At 62.1% G+C, this 18,063-nt stretch carries 32 protein-coding genes and 1 tRNA gene; 19 read left to right on the top strand and 14 right to left on the bottom strand.

Annotation, left to right across the window (positions count from 1 at the left end; all coding sequences use genetic code 11):
• The first annotated feature begins 203 nt into the window (after nucleotides 1–203).
• The gene (locus DCM80_RS27570; protein WP_162832225.1) at nucleotides 204–368 is read left to right on the top strand and encodes a hypothetical protein; all 165 of its coding nucleotides are present in this window, start codon (nucleotides 204–206) and stop codon (nucleotides 366–368) included.
• A 67-nt stretch (nucleotides 369–435) separates the two neighbouring features.
• On the opposite strand, the gene DCM80_RS27565 is transcribed toward DCM80_RS27570, so the two are convergent.
• A complete protein-coding gene (locus tag DCM80_RS27565) occupies nucleotides 436–723 on the bottom strand; it encodes a hypothetical protein (protein ID WP_257194581.1) in 288 nt (95 codons plus the stop codon).
• Nucleotides 724–1,005: 282 nt separating this feature from the next.
• Here DCM80_RS27565 and DCM80_RS27560 point away from each other — a divergent pair, with 282 nt between their 5' ends.
• Both DCM80_RS27560 and DCM80_RS27555 read left to right on the top strand, forming a co-directional pair.
• A complete protein-coding gene (locus tag DCM80_RS27560) occupies nucleotides 1,006–1,236 on the top strand; it encodes a hypothetical protein (protein WP_028136571.1) in 231 nt (76 codons plus the stop codon).
• 79 nt (nucleotides 1,237–1,315) lie between these two features.
• Entirely contained in the window at nucleotides 1,316–1,441 is a 126-nt protein-coding gene (locus DCM80_RS27555; RefSeq protein ID WP_257194580.1) for a hypothetical protein, read from the top strand.
• Nucleotides 1,442–1,474: 33 nt separating this feature from the next.
• Here DCM80_RS27555 and DCM80_RS27550 read toward each other — a convergent pair whose 3' ends face one another.
• Complete coding sequence (locus DCM80_RS27550) at nucleotides 1,475–1,672, bottom strand: hypothetical protein (RefSeq protein ID WP_028136572.1); 198 nt, start codon at nucleotides 1,670–1,672, stop codon at nucleotides 1,475–1,477.
• A gap of 174 nt (nucleotides 1,673–1,846) precedes the next feature.
• Between DCM80_RS27550 and DCM80_RS27545 the strand changes: the two genes are divergently transcribed.
• A complete protein-coding gene (locus DCM80_RS27545; RefSeq protein WP_257194579.1) occupies nucleotides 1,847–2,155 on the top strand; it encodes a hypothetical protein in 309 nt (102 codons plus the stop codon).
• 53 nt (nucleotides 2,156–2,208) lie between these two features.
• On the opposite strand, the gene DCM80_RS27540 is transcribed toward DCM80_RS27545, so the two are convergent.
• On the bottom strand, nucleotides 2,209–2,346 hold the full coding sequence (locus tag DCM80_RS27540; protein ID WP_164719058.1) for a hypothetical protein: 138 nt from the start codon (nucleotides 2,344–2,346) through the stop codon (nucleotides 2,209–2,211).
• Nucleotides 2,347–2,776: 430 nt separating this feature from the next.
• Nucleotides 2,777–3,073 carry an HU family DNA-binding protein gene (locus DCM80_RS27535; RefSeq protein WP_018323108.1) on the bottom strand — a complete coding sequence of 99 codons (297 nt, stop codon included), beginning with the start codon at nucleotides 3,071–3,073 and terminating at the stop codon, nucleotides 2,777–2,779.
• 351 nt (nucleotides 3,074–3,424) lie between these two features.
• On the opposite strand from DCM80_RS27535, the gene DCM80_RS27530 reads away from it, so the two are divergent.
• Nucleotides 3,425–3,916 (top strand): hypothetical protein, encoded by a 492-nt coding sequence (locus DCM80_RS27530; protein ID WP_257194577.1) that lies wholly within the window; start codon nucleotides 3,425–3,427, stop codon nucleotides 3,914–3,916.
• Nucleotides 3,917–4,129: 213 nt separating this feature from the next.
• Nucleotides 4,130–4,432, top strand: a complete 303-nt coding sequence (locus DCM80_RS27525; RefSeq protein ID WP_257194575.1) for a hypothetical protein — start codon at nucleotides 4,130–4,132, stop codon at nucleotides 4,430–4,432.
• A 59-nt stretch (nucleotides 4,433–4,491) separates the two neighbouring features.
• Here DCM80_RS27525 and DCM80_RS27520 read toward each other — a convergent pair whose 3' ends face one another.
• The 4 genes from DCM80_RS27520 to DCM80_RS27505 all read right to left on the bottom strand — a co-directional run bounded on the left by DCM80_RS27520 (nucleotide 4,492) and on the right by DCM80_RS27505 (nucleotide 5,574).
• A complete protein-coding gene (locus DCM80_RS27520) occupies nucleotides 4,492–4,869 on the bottom strand; it encodes a hypothetical protein (protein ID WP_257194573.1) in 378 nt (125 codons plus the stop codon).
• Between the two features lie 10 nt (nucleotides 4,870–4,879).
• Complete coding sequence (locus DCM80_RS27515) at nucleotides 4,880–5,047, bottom strand: hypothetical protein (protein ID WP_257194571.1); 168 nt, start codon at nucleotides 5,045–5,047, stop codon at nucleotides 4,880–4,882.
• Nucleotides 5,048–5,119: 72 nt separating this feature from the next.
• Nucleotides 5,120–5,344, bottom strand: coding sequence for a hypothetical protein (locus tag DCM80_RS27510; RefSeq protein WP_257194570.1), 225 nt, complete (start codon nucleotides 5,342–5,344; stop codon nucleotides 5,120–5,122).
• On the bottom strand, nucleotides 5,341–5,574 hold the full coding sequence (locus tag DCM80_RS27505) for a hypothetical protein (protein WP_257179608.1): 234 nt from the start codon (nucleotides 5,572–5,574) through the stop codon (nucleotides 5,341–5,343). Before DCM80_RS27505 ends, DCM80_RS27510 begins: the two co-directional genes overlap by 4 nt.
• Nucleotides 5,575–5,671: 97 nt before the next feature.
• On the opposite strand from DCM80_RS27505, the gene DCM80_RS27500 reads away from it, so the two are divergent.
• From DCM80_RS27500 to DCM80_RS27490, 3 genes are all read left to right on the top strand, one after another.
• Nucleotides 5,672–5,863, top strand: coding sequence for a DUF3072 domain-containing protein (locus tag DCM80_RS27500; RefSeq protein WP_257194569.1), 192 nt, complete (start codon nucleotides 5,672–5,674; stop codon nucleotides 5,861–5,863).
• Between the two features lie 58 nt (nucleotides 5,864–5,921).
• Nucleotides 5,922–6,074 (top strand): hypothetical protein, encoded by a 153-nt coding sequence (locus tag DCM80_RS27495; protein WP_257194568.1) that lies wholly within the window; start codon nucleotides 5,922–5,924, stop codon nucleotides 6,072–6,074.
• Nucleotides 6,075–6,781: 707 nt separating this feature from the next.
• On the top strand, nucleotides 6,782–7,441 hold the full coding sequence (locus DCM80_RS27490; RefSeq protein ID WP_257194567.1) for an oxidoreductase: 660 nt from the start codon (nucleotides 6,782–6,784) through the stop codon (nucleotides 7,439–7,441).
• 157 nt (nucleotides 7,442–7,598) lie between these two features.
• On the opposite strand, the gene DCM80_RS27485 is transcribed toward DCM80_RS27490, so the two are convergent.
• On the bottom strand, nucleotides 7,599–8,417 hold the full coding sequence (locus tag DCM80_RS27485) for a hypothetical protein (RefSeq protein ID WP_257194566.1): 819 nt from the start codon (nucleotides 8,415–8,417) through the stop codon (nucleotides 7,599–7,601).
• The gene (locus tag DCM80_RS27480; protein WP_257194565.1) at nucleotides 8,414–9,001 is read right to left on the bottom strand and encodes a hypothetical protein; all 588 of its coding nucleotides are present in this window, start codon (nucleotides 8,999–9,001) and stop codon (nucleotides 8,414–8,416) included. The genes DCM80_RS27485 and DCM80_RS27480 overlap by 4 nt, the downstream gene beginning before the upstream one ends.
• Nucleotides 9,002–9,068: 67 nt before the next feature.
• On the opposite strand from DCM80_RS27480, the gene DCM80_RS27475 reads away from it, so the two are divergent.
• Nucleotides 9,069–9,878: an HNH endonuclease gene (locus tag DCM80_RS27475; protein WP_257194564.1), complete on the top strand. Its 810-nt coding sequence runs from the start codon at nucleotides 9,069–9,071 to the stop codon at nucleotides 9,876–9,878.
• A gap of 294 nt (nucleotides 9,879–10,172) precedes the next feature.
• On the opposite strand, the gene DCM80_RS27470 is transcribed toward DCM80_RS27475, so the two are convergent.
• Nucleotides 10,173–10,868, bottom strand: a complete 696-nt coding sequence (locus DCM80_RS27470) for a DUF3800 domain-containing protein (protein ID WP_257194563.1) — start codon at nucleotides 10,866–10,868, stop codon at nucleotides 10,173–10,175.
• Nucleotides 10,869–11,067: 199 nt separating this feature from the next.
• On the opposite strand from DCM80_RS27470, the gene DCM80_RS27465 reads away from it, so the two are divergent.
• Both DCM80_RS27465 and DCM80_RS27460 read left to right on the top strand, forming a co-directional pair.
• Complete coding sequence (locus tag DCM80_RS27465; protein ID WP_257194562.1) at nucleotides 11,068–11,520, top strand: VOC family protein; 453 nt, start codon at nucleotides 11,068–11,070, stop codon at nucleotides 11,518–11,520.
• Nucleotides 11,521–11,825: 305 nt separating this feature from the next.
• Nucleotides 11,826–12,464 (top strand): glutathione S-transferase family protein, encoded by a 639-nt coding sequence (locus DCM80_RS27460; RefSeq protein ID WP_257194561.1) that lies wholly within the window; start codon nucleotides 11,826–11,828, stop codon nucleotides 12,462–12,464.
• 141 nt (nucleotides 12,465–12,605) lie between these two features.
• On the opposite strand, the gene DCM80_RS27455 is transcribed toward DCM80_RS27460, so the two are convergent.
• The 3 genes from DCM80_RS27455 to DCM80_RS27445 are packed head-to-tail and all read right to left on the bottom strand — an operon-like array spanning nucleotide 12,606 to nucleotide 13,339.
• The gene (locus DCM80_RS27455; RefSeq protein WP_063831427.1) at nucleotides 12,606–12,773 is read right to left on the bottom strand and encodes a hypothetical protein; all 168 of its coding nucleotides are present in this window, start codon (nucleotides 12,771–12,773) and stop codon (nucleotides 12,606–12,608) included.
• Nucleotides 12,774–12,779: 6 nt separating this feature from the next.
• Nucleotides 12,780–13,028 carry a hypothetical protein gene (locus DCM80_RS27450; protein ID WP_257194560.1) on the bottom strand — a complete coding sequence of 83 codons (249 nt, stop codon included), beginning with the start codon at nucleotides 13,026–13,028 and terminating at the stop codon, nucleotides 12,780–12,782.
• A gap of 56 nt (nucleotides 13,029–13,084) precedes the next feature.
• The gene (locus tag DCM80_RS27445; RefSeq protein ID WP_028136585.1) at nucleotides 13,085–13,339 is read right to left on the bottom strand and encodes a PilZ domain-containing protein; all 255 of its coding nucleotides are present in this window, start codon (nucleotides 13,337–13,339) and stop codon (nucleotides 13,085–13,087) included.
• Between the two features lie 225 nt (nucleotides 13,340–13,564).
• On the opposite strand from DCM80_RS27445, the gene DCM80_RS27440 reads away from it, so the two are divergent.
• The 7 genes from DCM80_RS27440 to DCM80_RS27410 all read left to right on the top strand — a co-directional run bounded on the left by DCM80_RS27440 (nucleotide 13,565) and on the right by DCM80_RS27410 (nucleotide 17,883).
• Nucleotides 13,565–13,639: transfer RNA gene (locus DCM80_RS27440), tRNA-Glu, on the top strand.
• A gap of 112 nt (nucleotides 13,640–13,751) precedes the next feature.
• Nucleotides 13,752–14,426 (top strand): hypothetical protein, encoded by a 675-nt coding sequence (locus DCM80_RS27435; RefSeq protein ID WP_257194559.1) that lies wholly within the window; start codon nucleotides 13,752–13,754, stop codon nucleotides 14,424–14,426.
• A 205-nt stretch (nucleotides 14,427–14,631) separates the two neighbouring features.
• Entirely contained in the window at nucleotides 14,632–15,258 is a 627-nt protein-coding gene (locus tag DCM80_RS27430; RefSeq protein ID WP_257194558.1) for a PilZ domain-containing protein, read from the top strand.
• Nucleotides 15,259–15,377: 119 nt separating this feature from the next.
• The gene (locus DCM80_RS27425) at nucleotides 15,378–15,650 is read left to right on the top strand and encodes a hypothetical protein (RefSeq protein ID WP_257179596.1); all 273 of its coding nucleotides are present in this window, start codon (nucleotides 15,378–15,380) and stop codon (nucleotides 15,648–15,650) included.
• 50 nt (nucleotides 15,651–15,700) lie between these two features.
• On the top strand, nucleotides 15,701–15,862 hold the full coding sequence (locus tag DCM80_RS27420) for a hypothetical protein (protein ID WP_257194557.1): 162 nt from the start codon (nucleotides 15,701–15,703) through the stop codon (nucleotides 15,860–15,862).
• Nucleotides 15,863–16,194: 332 nt separating this feature from the next.
• Nucleotides 16,195–17,235: a PrsW family glutamic-type intramembrane protease gene (locus tag DCM80_RS27415; RefSeq protein ID WP_028136589.1), complete on the top strand. Its 1,041-nt coding sequence runs from the start codon at nucleotides 16,195–16,197 to the stop codon at nucleotides 17,233–17,235.
• A gap of 69 nt (nucleotides 17,236–17,304) precedes the next feature.
• On the top strand, nucleotides 17,305–17,883 hold the full coding sequence (locus tag DCM80_RS27410) for an HdeD family acid-resistance protein (RefSeq protein ID WP_257194556.1): 579 nt from the start codon (nucleotides 17,305–17,307) through the stop codon (nucleotides 17,881–17,883).
• Nucleotides 17,884–18,063: the final 180 nt, after the last annotated feature.

Here is an 18,063-nt window from a genome sequence, read left to right as displayed (position 1 = left end):
TGCGCAAGCGGCAAGATCATTGACGCTCTTATCAAGCGCCAACGCGATGCACTCGGCAATTTTTTCCGGCCTTCGCATATCACAATCCTGCAATGCCGCCTCCCCATTGACGCCCCATTCGGGAGCATCAATGGATGTGTGAATGCGACTCAAGCTGGTGCGGCGGCAGTGCTTGAGTTCAATAGTAAACCGAGGGGATGGCCATGACCGAAGACGAAGAACGCAAAGCCCGTGAGCGCGACGAGATCGCCGCCCGTGTCGCCGCCTTCCGTGCCACGCAGGAAAAATTCAAGCGCGAGCGCGAGGAGTATTTCGTGTCGACGCTGGAGAATGCCCGCAAAGTCGAACGGCCCTCGCTTTGGCCGTAACGCGCCTCTGATCATTGCGCATGAAAAAAGCCCGGAGCATCGCTCCGGGCTTTTCGTTTGTCGGGTGCTACCAATGGCGCCAGTGGTGATGGTGCCGGTGGTACGGTCCGCCGCCGTAATAGCCGTAGGGGCTAGGCCCGTAATAATAGGCGGGGCGGTCATAATAGCCGTAGCGCGGGCCGTAATAGCCGTACGGGGATGCTGCGACTGCGCCCGCGGTGATCGCGCCGGCGGCGAGGCCAAATGCGAGGCCCGGGCCGATGCCGCGCCCGCGTGCCTCGGCCGGCGCAGGGGCTGCAATTGCGGTCACGCCGACGGCTGCGACGGTGGCCAGAACTGCCAATGTCTTCTTCATGCTCTCCTCCTTCGCGTCTTGCCGGGATTAACGACCCGCGCCTGCGATAGTTGCGCGCAGGTGTGGAACCACAGCTGCAAACAAAAAGCAGAGGCCGCCGGAACGAAACCGCCGGGCGCGCATTGCCTCTCCAAGTGCGTGAGCCTCCGCCATCCGGTTGAGGCGACAGCACGAAGACCCCGTCGGCATCTCCCGATGCCGGCGGGGTTTTTCAGTTTAACGGGATCAGATGGCAGCACACGCCAATGGCTGCCAGCGGGGCGGACGACCGAGGAGGAAGACTTGCCCCTATCCGCTTTGCTGGCCCGTATCCGTAAATTGGTTCCCAGATCCGACGATCGGCATTACGACGAGATCGTGCGCAACTTCGGTAACGGCGCGCTGCATCCGCCGCCGACGCCGATGAGTGACCGCGAGCTGGCGCGGGCCATCGCCGAGTTCCTGAAAGAGCAGCCGTCGAGCGAATCCGTTGCGACCCTCGGCCGCCGCCTCGACCCTTCCTCTCCGGTTTGAGCTACTATTCGGCAGGAGCAGGGAACGGGTATTGCGCGCGGACGTTGAACTCTCTTCACGCAGAACGGAAGAGGCCGACATGCCCGCATGGCTCGAAGTGGTGCTCAACCTGTCCGGCTATGCCGGGTTCCTGGCGCTCGCCTCGCGCAGCAGCGCATGTCCGCACGCGCCGGCCGACGATTGCAGCTACAGCGACGAGCGCTAATCGGGTGCGCCACTCTTTCTGGCGCGCGCCGCCTCAATTGGCATGCGCCGGCTGGCCCGCCGTACGCACCAGCCGGTCGGCCTTGACCGCAACGCGCGTGTCCTCGACCTGCGGCCGCAGCGAAAAGCTGACCACCACGAATGCGAGACAAAACAGCGTGCCGACGATGGCGACGCGCCGGTAGGTGTGGCGGTCGCCCTGGTAAAAGGAAGGCTGTGAAAAAGGTGTCATGACAAAATTGCTTGCTGCAAAGGCGTTTCTTGCTTGTCTTTGCCAGACACCTACCCGATGCGGCGACAAGCGCAACGCAATTGGGCTTTTAACCTAACCGAATAGGGTTATCGGCTTCCACGCAAAGGATCGTTAGGAATTTGCGGTGCGATCGCGACGCGTTGCGTTCCCCTCATGCGAAGCAGAGTTACGACAGCGCTGCTTGCCGACCGGCTTCGTTCCAGCTTCGACTCCTTTTCGTTCTCAAAGAACGAATCGGAATCGGAAAAACAGCGCAACGCGATTCCTAACGATCAAATGAAAGCGCGCGCCGCAACGTCGTCTGCCGCAAGACTCCCCGGCACGATCTTCGGCGGCAAGAATTTCGAGACGGCCGCAAACACGATGACGATCTCGCGGCATGGCTCACATCGAAAGCTGTTGGCGGAGACCGCCGTCATCGGCTGGGCGCATCGCGGACATGTCATGCAGGCCGAACGCTGACGGCACAGCTTCGTTCCTGCACGTCGTTCCCGCAGGCGGCTTCTGCGCGCAGATCAGGCCGCCCGCTTCGCTTTACTCTTCTCCGAGAAGCATTCCAGGATCTGAATGCGGAGCTCTTCTGCGGCCGGACCCTCGAGCCTCCTGAGCTCGTTCCAGAGCCTGATCACTTCGCGCTGCTTTTCGACGGTCATGAGTCACCTCCTTGCGGTCGATCTAGAGGAGGCGCATTAGAACAAAGAGGGAACAAAAAGTCCAGCCCCTGGCGCGATTTTCCCGGCACGTCGCTTTGAACCTTTTCGGCGCAGCGCGGACCCATGAAAGCTGGGGATTTCAGCGCCCAGTTATATGGCAGCGCCGCGGTGAACGAACATATTCCGTCACCCGCGGCGCTGTTGCTTTTTGGATTTTCAACTTTAAGTTTGAGCTACGGCTGACGGCCAGGCGCTGAAATCCCAACGTCGTCAGTCGGAAGAGCCCCGTGCGAAAGCGCGGGGTTTTCTTGTTTGTCCTGATCGTCGCGGCGATGTTCGGCATCGCGGACGCCGAGCACCACTTTTGTCTTCAGCCCTCGATCGCTGCGCCGTCTTGCGAAGAGCGCGCTGCAACGATGGCGCCAGCGTCCTAGACGGCGTCCTTGGCTACCTTCAGCGGCGAGGCCTTGACCGACTTGCTCGCGGGCTTGGCCGCAAACTGCATCGGCTCCTTGGTGAAGGGATTGACGCCCATGCGGGCTTCGGTCGCCGGCTTGTTGACGACCGACATCTTCACGAAGCCGGGAATGACGAACTCACCGGACTCGTTGAGCTCCTTGTAGCCGACGGTGGCCATGTATTCGATCACCGACTTCACATCGTTCTTCGAGAGCTGCGTGCCCTCGGCAATCGCATCAATCAATTGGGTTTTCGTCATCTTCGCCATCTCTGAATTCCTTTTGTGCGCGCGAGCAATTTTTGCTGTGGACGCGGCCTGAAGCGCGGGGGGCGCGCTGGCTGATTTCATGCCTGAGGTCATGAAGTGACGGGCTTAGAACCCATCGAGGCTGAAAACGCAAGCTGCGGCTCTGCGGGGTTCCCGACTTCCTGTGCAAGCTGGCGCAGGCCTGCCACATTCCTTTTGAACCATTTTGTCCCTGGCGCGTCTCATCATTGAAGTCCCCAAGCTTCACCCCACCAGAGAGCCCCGCTTCCCCCAGGCGGGGTTTTCGCTTTGCGCGCCTGGCAGAACGTCTCCGGCTGCTATAATGGCTTGAGGGTTTGCCGCGGGGTGCTCATGAAGGTCGCTATCGTCATCGCAGGTTTGATCGTCGTGGCCGTCGCCGCCCTCGTGGCGCTCCAGCCGAGCTTCCTGAAACCTGCGTCCCTCGCCGTCGTGAAGAAGTCCGACATCTTCGGCTTCTCGCCCGGAATGACATCCGAGGAGACCAGCAAGCTCGTCAGTCGACGCCATTATCTCTGCCGTCAGGGTCGCAACTCCTCTACCCTTGAATGCGATATCAACGGCGCCAAGGTCACGGTTGACAGCGACGAGGCTGATCCCAGCCGCCCGATCTGGCGCGTCAGTGCGACGGTGAACAATCCGGGGCCGCAGGATGCTGCGGTGAAATCCATCTCCGACCAGTTCAACGCGCAAGCCATCAAGGACCGCGACGGATGGACCTGGATCGTCGGCCGCGGGCTCAAGCTGAGCTATGACGGCCTCGCCTTGAGCCTCGTGGACGAGGCCGCGGAGGCCCGCTTGCGCAAGGTGGACGCCAAGCGCTGACGCATGATCCGAAAAATTGCGCAGCGGCGTTCCGGAACGATCATGCTTGAACGACAACCCGAAGCGCAACGGCGATTCATGTCTCGTCGCGTCGCGCTTTGGAGCCTGACGTCACCTCGTCGTGAAACTTGTGGCCGGGCGCGTGTTGTTGACGCTTCAGTAACCTAACGCGGCCAAGCTCCATTCAGTCTCGTTGCGTTGGAGTATCCCACAGTGCTTGATTTTGACGAGCTGCGTGAACTCGCGGCCGATGTTCGTGTCTTTGTCGAGCTCGCCGAGGACAAGGCCGAAGCGCTCAAGGCCGTCATCGCGGCCTATGACGTGGTCCTGGCAATCTTCCCCGCCGACGAGGGCATGGGCCTCCATGTCATCAAGGGCAGCGAGATCCTCAATGGGATCGCAAGGTCAGGGAGCCACGCGGCCTACAGCCACACGGCGATCGCGGTCCCCGACCTGCAACATGCGCAAGCGCTCAAGCTGCTGACGGCTCCGGTCGAACAACGGATCGCGGCCTAGCTGCAGGCGTCGGGGATGGCTGCCTCGGCTGTCGTCCCAGGGGGCGTCTGAGGGTGTTATCAGCGGAGCCGATTCAAGACCCGGAGGGGGAGCCACGTTCCCAGCACCATCAAGATCGCGATGATCGCAACGAGGACGTACTTCAGCGGATGTTGCCACGAGGCGAACGAGCCTTCGAGGCGAAGGTAGGGCAACACGGCCTCCATGCCCATTCCGATCAGGGCAACCGCCGTCAGGCCGCCCACGATTGATGCGACGAGATTGACGATCCATCCCATCACGCCGCGCTCGTTCGACCACGCCTCGTAGATCGCGACCGCCAGCGTCACGACGACAAAGACCAGCATGAAGCTCATCGAGCCGCCGACGCTCGACCTCGGGCCGAACGCCTCCAGCAGCAACATGGCCGCCACCGCAAGCAGCGTGATCGTCTTCACGAAGCTCTCCTCATCCGTGCCCCAGCAGCAGCACCGCAGAGCCGATCACGATACAGGCGAGGCCGAGGACAGCCGTCGCGATCTCGACGGCATTTTCCAGGCCGAAGAACCTGATGACTGCACTCCATGCGGCCGACAGGAGAATTTCCACGATCGCGCTGAGCAGGGCTTGCAGCATAAGAATTGGTCGCGCCGGCGGAACCGGGGTTCGGCGCCGGCGGGCTAAATTTCGCCGCTGTCCACGATCTCCTTACGGCACGTCCCCGGCCTTCCGGCTCTCACCAATCGAGACCGGCTTGTTGAGGAAATACTCGCGGTTGCCGGTCGCGGCTTCCGCGTACTGGTCGATCGCCACGATGATGGCCTGGACGTGGGCGTAGCACCACCCTTCCCGTGTCGCCCGTCGGCGTACGTCCTCGAGCGCGGCCAGGAAAGGCGACAGCTCTCGCTCGTCGTCGAACCATCGCCTGCTCACCACGTCCTCCCGCCGAGCACCCTGCCCTTGGCCGCGCGCGGCTCCGCCGCCTTCAGCGCATCGCGCTGCGCGCAAAGACTCTCGACCTTCGCCTCCATCCGCGACAGCAGCGCTTCGGCCGAGGCCGTGCCGATGCCGGCCCGCTGCAGCTGGAGGATCTCCCTCCTGTGCCTTCCCATCTGGATACGCATCCGTTCGATCTCCCGCCTGACATAGTCCAGGTCCGGCATTGTTCCGCCTCGCGAATTTTGGAGCTGGCCCATAAGAACAAAAGAGGAACGCAGAGTCGAGTCCGACGTTGTACGGAGACGGAAAAGGAGATGCGCGATGGCCGATAACACCCGGAAGGAACCGAAGGACTGGGTTTCCGGAGATGACCCGATGACCGGAGCCCAGGAATCCTACCTCAAGACCCTCGCCGAGCAGGCGCACGAGAGCCCGCCCGAGGAGGAGCTGACCAAGGCCGAGGCCTCTGAGCTGATCGACAAGATGCGGCAAAAGGCCGGGCTGGAGGAATAGGCGCGGGAATTGCGGGAATGCGGTGCCGTGTGTATGCAAACGAAATTGGGAATCGAAAATGCCTTATTTCGTTTGCGCCCGCGACGGAGCGGGCCAGATCATCTTGAAACGCGACACCAGGGAAGCAGCCGAGAAGAAGGCCGCCGAGCTCCGCGAGATGGGCTGTTTCGAAGTCGAGATCATCGCGAAGGGTGTCGAGAAGGCGGCGTGAGGAACTGGTGAGCTGCCGGCCGAGTTGGCCAGCTATGACCAGGGACTCCCTCAAGCAGCAGGCCGACCGCGCGGAAGCTCTCGCCGCCCAGACGGCAGACGGCGAAATCCGAGAAGCTCTGTTGAAAGCTGCGCAGGAATATCGGCGCAGCTGGATAACGGTGACGACGAAGCCGAGCCAGAGTGATGCGCGGCCTTACGCATCAGAGCGCCCTTCGGATCTCGGCGCAGCGCGCTTAGGAACAAGTCCGGCCAATCGGAATTCACCGATCAAGCAGTGCCGGCATCCCCCCCCTGCGTGTCGGCACTGACAGCCCCGTGGCGCCGCCGCCGCGGGGCTGTCCTTGAGGAGGCCTTCATGAGCGACCGCACGGGCAACGAACCCGCACCCCTGGTGCTTTTCGGCGTGGCAATTCTCCCGGTCATCGCGGTGCTGGCGTGGTTCGCGTTCTGATATGACTGACGATTAGAGCACTTCGGCTCGGCCTAGGCGTTCTGCGTGGCTTTACTGCTACCAAGCCAAGCTCGTAGGATGGGGAGAGCGAAGCGAAACCCATCGATGGCCTTGTTGCGTGAAGAAGCATGATGGTCTCGCAAGTGCTCTACTCATCCTGCGAGCTCACGCACGTTCTTCGACGGCAACCCTCGTGCCTCACTCCCCCGACTTTCACTAAACAATCAGGTAATCAACGCACAACGGTGTCTTGAATGAAGACCGCACTTGTCTTCGGCGCAACCGGCTTCATCGGCTCGCATTTGCTGCGCGACCTCCTGGACAGCCCCGACTATTCGCGGGTTGTCGCGGTAGCCCGCAAGCCGCTGGCCCTGAGCCATCCGAAGCTCACGGTACTGATCGGCGATCTCGCTTCCCTGCCCACCCTCAAGCCGCAATTGGTTGCGGACGAGGTCTTCATCGCGCTGGGGACGACACGAAAGCACACGCCTGACGAGGCCGAGTACTACAAGATCGATCATGACTATCCGGTGTTGGCGGCCGAGATCGCGAGGGCGAACGGCGCGCGGTCGGTGTTTCTGGTCACGGCCGTCGGCGCCAACCCCGCTTCCAGCGTGTTCTATCTCAGGACCAAGGGCGAGGTGGAGCGCGACATTCTCGCGCTCCATTTCGAGCACACGCACATTTTTCGCCCGTCGATGATCCTCGGCGCGCGCGACGAGGACCGCCCGCGTGAACGCCTCATCATCGCGATCTGGGGCGTGCTCAATCCGCTGCTCGTCGGCCCGGCCGACCGCTATCGCGGGCTCGCCGGGAACGACATCGCGCACGCCATCGCCAAAGCCGCGCGGCATCAAACGGAGAAGGTGCGAATCTATCATTGGAAAGAGATGGCGGCGCTGCTTCGAACGTGATGCCGTGCGTAGGATGGGTTGAGCTCTTGCGAAACCCATCTCTTCTCGATCGCCGCTCTCCGACGGTGAATAAGCCTCCGTCCGGAATGAAATTGCAACGGCCCACGATCATAGCGCGGCGTTACCACGCGACAAGAGTCATGGGTTTCGCAAGGGCTCAAGGCAGCGCGAACTTGGGATTCTTCAGGATAATTTCGCTGATGTCGGAGTAAAACGAGTAGAGATTCGGACCCTTGATTGGAGCCAGGCCCGGGTGTGCCGAGTTGTTGCGAAACTCGAAACAATGCCGCAAGCGTTGATGCTGGTTGTTGTCGATAAGCTCAAGATATTCGAGAACCCAAAGCAGGTCGGTGTCGAACACTGTCTGCAGTTCGGACCTCGACTCGATTTGGAATTGCTTTTTGAAGGGTTTGAAGCGCCCTGTCGTCTTTCCGGCCATCTCCCGCGTTGCTTGGGAGAACTTATCGAAGCCGAGGTCTTCAATCTTCCGATGGATGCGAGAGACGGTGGCGCACCATCCTAGCACTACGCAGGCTCGCAAACCCTCGACGGTTAGACACCTTTGGGCTTCGTCCAAGTAATCAGTCTCGTCGCCCTGCAGCCCCTCGATGAAGGGCGCTATGCTGAGGGCCTGTGACGACGCGAATGACGATGTCTCGATCACGTGGACCAGCTTTTTATAGACATTGACCGCGGCCGTCAGCTCGGCGATCAGTGTCGTCTTTCTTGGCTTCATCTTGGAAAGCCGCAGCATTTTGTCGAAGACGGTATTCGCCTCCCCGACCAGGTCTGGCGCGACCTTCCCGGCCTCTAGTGCATCCTTGACTCTATCGAACCAGACCGATGCGAGGGTCTGTACATCGGCGAGCAGGCTCCCAGATTGAATTTGGGCTCCAGAATATCGTCCAACCCTTTTTTGGATTTCAGCAACGGCTTTGGCGTGATCGCGCGTTGCCGAAAGCAGCTTATCCTTCACTGGGCCAGCTCTTTGATGGTCTCAGCCAACTTCTCCAACCCTGCGCCGCTCAAATCGACAGTACCGATTTCGTCGATGCCGTCCTTGGTGATGGCACCCTTGAACAGTTCGGCATTGCGCTTCAGGACCTTGTTGAAGTTGCCATCGTGCAGCCCTTCGTCTTTCAGAGCTTCGCGAAGCTCCGAATATGGGGCGCTGAGGCTGTTGTTCAGAAGGCCGTTCTCCAACAACACCATCATGACTTTCGCCATCTGGGCCTTGGAAGTGTTTCCCTTGGGCAGTTTGTAGACCGGCAGTAGGGGGTCGTGTTCGAGCATGAATAGCTTGCCCAAGTCGTCTTCGGTTACATCCCCCCGCCGCAGGATGGCTTTGATGTTTCCCGGCAGCTTCTTCCCCGCCACGGGCTCTGCAGGCTCGGTTGGCCTTTCATTTGCTGCGGGCTCGGGTGCCCGCTTAGCCTCCGAAAACGCCTTCTCGAACAGCAGCTCGAAACATCGCTGCTGTAGCGCCTCGGGGACCGTCTTAACGATTTCAACGATCTGGGCGATGTCGCCCTTGGCCTTCTCGAAATCCAGCTTCGACATTGAGATACCCCCGAAAACCGCCTTATAGTTCCAAAACATCCGGGGGTTGCAAGCGGATTCCAGCACTATGGTCGATATTCAGGGGCATAAGTTTGCCGGGTATGGTCGCTGCATTTACTGCGGCGCAACCGGACCTTTAAAAGAGGAGCACATCATCCCGTTTTCCCTTGGCGGGAAGGCCGTCATTGAGGCGGCGAGCTGCGGCGATTGCGAGAAGATCACCAGCTATTTGGATGGCTACCTGGCCCGCCAGATCTTCCATGAGTACCGCTCCCACGCCCGTATGAAGTCACGGCGACCAAAGGAGCGTCCGACCCAGCTTCCGGCCGAGATCATCAAACGGGACGGCACCCGCGAGGTGAGGCAGTTCGCGCCAACCGAGCACCCCTACTTCCTCGTCATGCCCATCTGGAAACTGCCGAGCATCCTTCTTGGAGAAATGCCCACTGCCGACTTCCCAATCATGCAGGCTCACGCCTACTGGTGGATACCAGAAAGCATGCAGAAGACAGCAGAGATGGAGCGTGAACAGGTCCGGGCGACGGGAACGATCAATTACACGGCTTTCGCCCGAGGCATCGCCAGAATTGCTTATTGCCAGGCTGTAGCCCACCTTGGATTATCGGGCTTCGACCCAATGGACCTACCGGGGCTCATTTTGGGCAAGTACCCATATGTGCCCCATTACGTCGGCGTTCCCCGAGAAAATCCGCCGCCGCCCGAGCCACCCGGCAGTTTGCATCGAATTGATATTGAGCCTGTGCGCATCAAAGACGTTGACCACTGGCTAGTCTCGCTGCGGTTCTTCGCTCACAGCGGCTTCAAGGACAACGGCTTGCCGATCTACAAAATAATCGTCGGGCGCAGACTGGGTTGAGCTATCGCTGAGCCCGATCGTCCAAGACCCAAACCCAACACGCTCTCTTTCAATTCGCGAGCGAACATCTACTTCCATAAACTGCCCAGCTCGAAGTCGCCGTAGCGCAGGGCTGCCCATCAGCACGGCACCGACAGATGGTACAAGAAACTCTGGCCGCTAGCGCCTCCAACGTGGAGCCTTTGGCATGGCGGGAGCCAATGCTCTGCATGCCTGACGGAAATCAGCGAATACAGCGCCTGTGCAGAAGATGAGGCTCACGCGTTGGCAGCCTGTGCCCGCACCACCGCGAGGTTAAGTGTTCGGCCAACACTTGTATCGGTTGGGAAACAAGTTCACGTCCTTAATGGCTTCGTCTACCAGCTTCTTCATCTCGCCTTTTCGCAGATTCCATTTGTGAACGGTGAGCCAAGCGAAGGCGTCAGCAAGCTGAATAAGCCTAGGGTGGTGCGATTTACAGAAGTGAACGGTGTCGACAACGGTTTTGATTTCGATGCCGTGGGCCCAGGGCGTGCCGCGTGCCCGAAACTGAGCGAAATCGCGAACCATGTTCTTTGCTTCTAGGTCGTCCTGGTCGCCGATAAGCACGCACGGCCGGTCGAGTACGCACATTTGCACTCGTTCAACGAAATGAGCGAAAGCAAATTCCGCTGCCTGGTCGGGGTTGTAGATTCTTGCGCTGTCGATGGCAGCATACACTTTTGCGATGTATTGGTTTTCGCCGATTATCCTCGCCAACCGGCCAATGATGTTGGCGCGGTCAGCCATGCTCTTGCCGCGAAAGTTATCCTTTGCTCGGTAAATTGAGTCGGCGTGAAACTCGGTTTCTTTCGTCAGCTCTCGTGACTGGAAAAGCTCTTCAGCGAGCGCGGTGATTTGCCCTTCGATCGTGCCTATCTGGTCCATCGGGATAATCAGGCCAGCGACCAAATAATTGTCTCTACCTTGCTCTCTATCCGCTTTCACTTCGTCGAAGTAGCCGACATACATTAGCGAAGCCTCGCGCTGGGAAGCATGGCGGTCTTTTACCACCAATCCAGCACTGGAGCTGCCGCAACTTGGCGACGCTACTCGCAACCGTCTACATGGCTACCTTCCCCCTGCCCCTCCTCCCCGTTTCCTGCTATCTCCTTAGCCCGCCGTCCCGGCCCAAGACAAAATCCTCCGTCCGTTCCAGGGAGCAACAACCATGCGATACCTCCACACCATGCTGCGCGTGCGCAATCTCGATGTCGCGCTGAAGTTCTGGATTGATGCTTTCGGGCTGAAGGAGGTGCGGCGGATCGAGAACGACAAGGGGCGGTTCACGCTCGTGTTCCTGTGCTCGGCGGACGATCTCGAGGCGCTGAAGAAGCAGCCGCCGACGCGCGGCGCGCCGCTGGTCGAGCTGACCTGGAATTGGGACGAAGAGACCTACGGCGAGGATCGCTTCTTCGGCCATCTCGCCTATGAGGTCGACGACATCTACGCCACTTGCGAGAAGCTGATGAAGGCCGGCGTCACCATCAACCGTCCCCCGCGCGACGGCAACATGGCCTTCGTGCGCTCGCCGGACCTGCACTCGATCGAGCTGTTGCAGAAGGGCGATCCGAAGCCGCCGCAGGAGCCCTGGCTGTCGATGCCCAACACCGGTCATTGGTAGGTTTGCACGCGGGAACAAGCGCTCGCGGTCCGCGTTCACCCTCCAGTGATGCAATTGGAGGAGGATACGATGGCGAGAGGGCTGTTGTTGTGGATGCTTGGCGTGCCGATCCCGGTGATCATTCTGTTGTGGCTGTTCTTCGGCCGCTGAGCGACGGTTTGATCTTTGCCAGGTTGAACTATGCAATGAAAGCTCCGCCGCGTGCGGAGCTTTTTGCATGAGAGGCGCGATGCAATCGCGCATCGCTCAAAACGGCGAATTCCGCTATCACCCGCGACAAGCAACAACGCCGCGGGAGACGTTTCATGCCTGACACCAAGCTGACGATCTGGGGCCGCGCCAATTCGGTCAACGTGCAAAAGGTGCTGTGGTGCCTGGCCGAGCTCGATCTGCCCTATGAGCGCATCGACGCCGGCATGAGCTACGGCCGGACGCGCGAGGCCGAGTATCTGGCGATGAACCCCAACGCGCGGATCCCGACGCTGGTCGAGGGCGACTTCGTGCTGTGGGAATCCAATTCGATCATGCGCTACCTCTGCCTCGCGCATGGACGCGGCACGCCGATCTATCCCGAAGCGCCGAAGCAGCGCGCCTCGATCGACCGCTGGCTCGACTGGACGCTGTCGACGGTGCAGCCGGTCGACCGCCCGGTGTTCTGGGGCATCGTGCGCACGGCGCCCGCCGAGCGCGACATGATCCAGGTGCAGCGAGATGCGGATACCGCCGCTGAGGTCTGGGCGATTGCCGACCGCCTGCTCTCCTCGCGCCGGTTCATGGAGGGCGACGCCTTCACGCTCGCCGACATCGCGGTCGGCTGTTATGCGCGGCGCTGGCTCGGGGTCGAGGGCATCAGCCGGCCGGCGCAGCCGCACCTGACGCGCTGGCTCGCCGAGCTCGGCAAACGGCCCGGATTTGCACAGCATGTCGCACCGCCGATGTCGTGAGCCGGCGGCGCGGCGTAAGCTGCGGCGAGAACACGATGAATCCGCGTTTCGGCGCAAGCCCTCGCCGTCACCTCCGCACTTGACGGCTACTGTGCATGGGGTTGTTTTCGCGCTTTTTGCTCTTGGCCTAGTCTCTTGGGCCTAGCGCCAGCCGCGCTCGACCAGCAGCACGCAGACGATCAGCACCAGGGTCACCGCCGCGGTCGCCAGCCGCGCCGTCCAGCTCAGGCCGCGGCCGACCCACCACAGCAGCGCGCAATACATCACGACGGGAACGATGAGATCGAGGCGGATGAGATCCGGCGACATCGGCCTTTAGCGCCTGACCGTGGTATCGATGCGGCTCGAGCCCTCGATCTTCACGCAGGTCCCGGTGCCCTCGACCATGACGAAGCGCGGGCCATAGGAGGCGCAAGAGCCTGCTCGGGCCTTGCCGGCCGTGCTCTTCAGCGGCGCGGTCGTCGCGCCCGCCTGGGGCCGCTCGGCAGGCGGCAGGCGCAGTGTCTCCGCCGCGGCGGCGGACGTGATGAGCAGCGAGATCAGGATCAAGAGCTTGGTGCGCATGGCGGCGTTCTAGCCCGGACCGGCGCAGCGCGCCATCGGGGCGGACGCACCCGCGATCAGATGAACTTGATGCCGGCCGATTTGCCGCGGCGCCAGACCACCTGGCAGCTCCGCCCGGTGCGCGAATCCCGCGCGAAGGCGAGCCGGATCACGCCCGGGAGCTGGCTGGCGTCCTCGTCCAGGGTGATCTTGGCGCCGGAATCCGAGATGTCCTGGACCAGGCAATGCCGCGCGGCGAAGCCGCCGTCGAGCGTGATCCAGGCGTGCTTCGACAGCAGCTTGCGGGCTGCGCGCTTTTTCGGCGGTGGCATCGGCGAGAGATCTCCCTGCCCAGCGCTACCCGGCGCCCCCTAAAAAACCGTTGCAATCGCCCGCCGATAATCCCCGGATCGGCGCTGTCCACCGGGGCCAAAAGACCGGCCCGACCGGCTTGCCCGGAGGCGGAAAGGCCACTATACGTTCGCCCGCTGCAAGCCGCCGGGCCGTGTTCGGCCGGCCAGCGGCCGTGCCGGGAACAACGGCAGGGCCCTGCGTTTGCTCCCTTCGTCTATCGGTTAGGACGCCACCCTTTCACGGTGGAGAGAGCGGTTCGATTCCGCTAGGGAGCGCCAGCGACGACGGCCGCGAGCCGCCACGGCGGCCGGGCTGCTATTTTCGCCACTTCCCAGTGAACCTCCCCGCCGCCCTCCACCGACCAACGTCCGTTGGAACCGGTTCAGGCCCATGGCGCAGCGCAATCCCGAGATCGAAGGTTCGTCCGGCGCATCCGCAAGCATGCCGGTCGCTCCGCGATGGCTGAGCCGTCCGCGCCAGCATCCGTCGGACCGGCGCGCCAAAATGCTGGAGCACATGGCACGCGCCAGATCGCTTCCGCAGCGTCAGGCAAATCCTGCGCCGACTGCACCGGCGCCATCAGGTAGGAGCGCCCAGGACCTGCTCGGCGATGCCGTCGGCTACGCGGTCCTGTTCGGTGTCGCCGCCCTGCTCTTCCAATCGCGCATCCCGCTCTATTTGGGGGCGTTCATCCTCCTGACCGACGGCGGGCGCATTGAAACCGCGCTGGCAAGGATCGGTATCCGGCTCGAGCCCGAAACGATCGGCGCAGACATCGTCAAGCGCTCCGCATTCTGGTTCGGATGGTTCGCGTTGCTGGCCGCCTTGAAGGGCTCCGTGCCTGTCTGGCTCGCGCCGTGGATGCCGCCGGCGGATTCCTGGTCTTTCCTCGCCGGCATCGCCCTCCTGCTCGCCGTCGTCGAAGCATTCACGGCGCTCGCATTGCGGCGCGCATTGCCGCAACTGGGATGGGAGATCAGCCGGAACGGCCTGACATGGACGACGATCCAGTTCGCCGTGGCCTTCGGCGCGTTGGCCTTGCTGGTGCTGTTCGGATCTTACTAGGCAGCGCCTTTACCGCCGCGCCCTCAATGACGAGGTTGTGAGAAAGCCTGGAGCAAAGCGGGTCCTTATGCCGCGCTTTTTCCGGCGCGACCGAGCCGCGCGTTTACCGGAAATTTACCCCCGCTTTTGAGCGCCGGTATCATTTACTTAGAATTTGACTGCTACCGTGGAATTACGGGAACGATCCCAAACACGGTTGGCGCGCATGTCCGTCACAGAGTTCCTCAGGCAACGAGCAGTGGACGTCGCCGTGAACGGCAGCTACTCGCTGCCGCGCTGGTACGATTGCGAGGGCAAGCTGCGCACCTTCGCCTGCCGCACCAAGCGCGTCTCGCCGTTCCGCATGATCGTGGACGTGCCCGTCGTCGGCAAGGTCGGCGAGCGGCTTACGTCTTACTTCCAGGATTTCGGCGAATTCCAGTGCACCATCAGCGCGACGCTGAAAGCCGGCTTCCTGATGGAGCTCGACATGACGCGGGCGCGGCGCGCCTGGATGTCGGAAAAGCTGACTTGGCTGGAGAAGAAGCAAAAGGACGACAGCATCCAGGAGCTGCGGCGTGATGCGCGCTTCGTTCCCCAGATCTCGCACAGCCACCTGACGCTCGCCGACGGCAGCACCCATCCCTGCTTCATCATCGACGTCTCCACGGCCGGCGTCGCCATATCCTGCGAGTACGACCCGCCGGTGGGAACGGCTCTGGCCGTCGGCGCCTGCGTGGGGCGGGTCATCCGCAAATTCGACAACGGCTTCGCGGTCAAATTCGCCGAAAAGCAGGCGCGTGACGACGTCGTCCACCTCATTGCGCGCTCGCCGCTGCAGCAATCGGCTTGAGGCGAACCGGCCGTCTCGCCTCCGCATCGCTGCCCTATCGCGGCCCCATTGCGGGATCAGCTTTCCACGGTCCGTGCCTTATCCGGACGTCATTTGCGGACTCGCGATCGGGGGACCGGATGGCAGTCAACAAGACCACGGTTGATAAGATCACCGTTGATAAGATCACTTGGGACAGGGTCGGCCGGGTCACCGAGCCCGGACGCTACATGTACACGTTCGGCTGGCTCACCATCACCGCCGGCGATCTGGAGATCTGGAAGCTCTATCCGCAGGCCGCGTTCACGTTGCTGGCGCAGCCGGGTGACCCCGACACATCCCCGGGCGGCGAGTTCCATCTCGGTGCTTTCGACGTCGCCCCCGAAGCGCCGCCGCCGTTCACCACCCATTAACGGGGCAAAGCGCCGGCCGGTGCGGGAACGCATGGCATGGGCGTTGCTTTATGATCGTCATGATGCACATCCCCGCCATCGACCAAGTCTTCCTGCTGATGCTCATCGTGTTCTGCCTCGGCACGTGCCTCGTACGCGTCTTCTGGGAACTGGAACAGGCGCGGTCGCACCGGACCGCTTCGCCGCCCCGCAGGGACCCCAACCGCAACTAGCAGGCCTGCCGGCCGTCCAATCTAGGGACCAGCCTGGTTTCGGCGCTCCGCTGCGATAGCCGTAGCAAGCTGCCCGGCGACTCAAAGAAATCCGCGCATATCATTGATCCGATTTGCCAACGCGCTCCGATCCCGTCAGACACCGCCGTTGCCATGGCTGACGAACTGGTGTTGGGATGCAATTGATTACGCTTGCATTCTCCAGCCCGGCATGCGGCGGCAGATGAACGGCAGCTGTCGCGTGCGTTAAGTGGGCCGACAGCGAGCGCATGACACATGGTCGCATCGCTGAATGTAGATTAGCGGATCAAGGGAACCTATTTTCGGCGCCGATGTACCTGATCGAAGCGTTGCCCACCGTCATCGGAACTGCGGCCATCGCCCCGGCGCTGCTGATGCTGTGGCTTGTCATCGCCGCTGAAGAACGACCCGGCCCGCCCGCTCAGGTCTGGACCGCCTTCCTGTTGGGTGCGGCCAGCATCTCATTGCTTGGCCTTGCCCGGGCCCCCTTCGCCAAGATGGTCGCCGCCCCCGACGATCCCTGGGCGGCGCTGGCCATGCATTCGATCTTCGGCGTCGCGCTGCCTGAGGAAGCCGTCAAGGTGATCGCCATCGTTCTGATCTCCTCGACCAAGCGGCGGACCTTTGCCAACCCGATGGACACAGTGGTCTATGGCGCTGCGGTCGGCCTCGGCTTCGCTGCTTACGAGAACCTGGCCTATCTGGTCCAGCACGCCGACATGTGGCGTTCGCTGGCCGCCTTGCGCAGCGTGCTGACCGTGCCGTTCCACGGCGCGCTCGGCATCATCGCGGGCGCCTACCTGACGATCGCACGCGCCGGCACGGCGCTGGGCGCGAACCGCCACCACCGCGACTGGGCGCGCCTGTCCAGCCGCCTCCTGATGCTCGCCGGCCCGCTCGCGCTGCATTCGGCGTTCGACTTTCCGCTGCTGACTCTGCAAAGGATGCCCGATCTCGATCCCACGCTGCGGATGTGGCTGGGCGCGGCCAGCCTGCTGGTCGGCTTCGGCTCGATCGCCTTCGCGATCCGCCTGGTCCGGCGCGTCGCCCGCCACCACGCCCCCCGGACCGATATTGCGCGGGAGCGGCTCAGCCAGCTCCGCCGGATGTGGGCGCTGCTGCTCGCCGGCGGCGGCGTCGGCTTTCTCGGCCTCGCCTTCGTGCTGACCTCGATCCATCACTGGCTGATCAATCCCGAGCGCAACCTGACGCTGGCCCTGATCCCGATCGGCTTCGTCTCGATCCTGCTCGGCCTTGCGCTTCTGGTCGTCACCACCGCGATCTACATTCTCGGCCGCAACCGTATCCGTACCAGCGCGGAAGGTTTTTCGTCGGCGTCCGGCAGCGGTTGATCCACCGCATGGCGCGCGCGCCGCGCGCGTACTAGATTGAGCGCTGACCTTTCGATCTGGAGCCTGCCGATGACATCGCCCGAGGATTATTCACGGCTTCAATCCGCGATGAACCAGACCGTCAAGGCGCATTGGAAAGCGTTCCTGTTCGAAGGCATCCTGCTCGCCGTTCTCGGCGTCGCGGCGCTGATTCTGCCGCCGCTCGCAAGCCTTGCGATCGCGATCTTCCTCGGCTGGATGTTCCTCATCAGCGGCATCGGCGGGCTGATCGTGACCTATTGGGCGCGCAACACGCCCGGCTTCTGGTGGTCGCTGATCTCGGCTGCGCTCGCCGTGCTCACCGGCATCCTGTTGCTAGCCCGGCCGGTCCAGGCCGTGCTGACGCTGACCATCGTGCTTGGCGCCTACTTCCTCGCCGAGGGGGTTGCGACCATCATGTACGCGCTGGAGCACCGCCGCGAGCTGAGCAGCCGCTGGTCGTGGCTGCTGATCTCGGGCCTCGTCGACATCGCGATCTCGTTCATGGTGATCACGGGGTTGCCGAGCTCCGCGGAATGGGCCATCGGCATCCTCGTCGGTATCAACCTGCTGTTCGGCGGCGCCAGCCTGATCGGCATGGCGCTGGCGGCGCGCAACAGCAACACCTGACCCGCCTCGTCGCCTGCTGCGCCGATTGGGGGGTGACAACCCTCGAACGGCGCGCTATATGGCCTGCCATGATCACCGTCGCCACCAGCTATTTTTGGTACTTTAGCTACGACAGCTCGCTGGCGGCAGGAGGATCGCGCTCAATCTGAAATATTGCAGCAAACGTCCGAACAAGCCGCC

The sequence above is a fragment of the Bradyrhizobium sp. WBOS08 genome (assembly GCF_024585125.1).
Lineage (GTDB): Bacteria > Pseudomonadota > Alphaproteobacteria > Rhizobiales > Xanthobacteraceae > Bradyrhizobium > Bradyrhizobium japonicum_B.
This window is presented reverse-complemented; position numbering and strand designations above follow the sequence as displayed.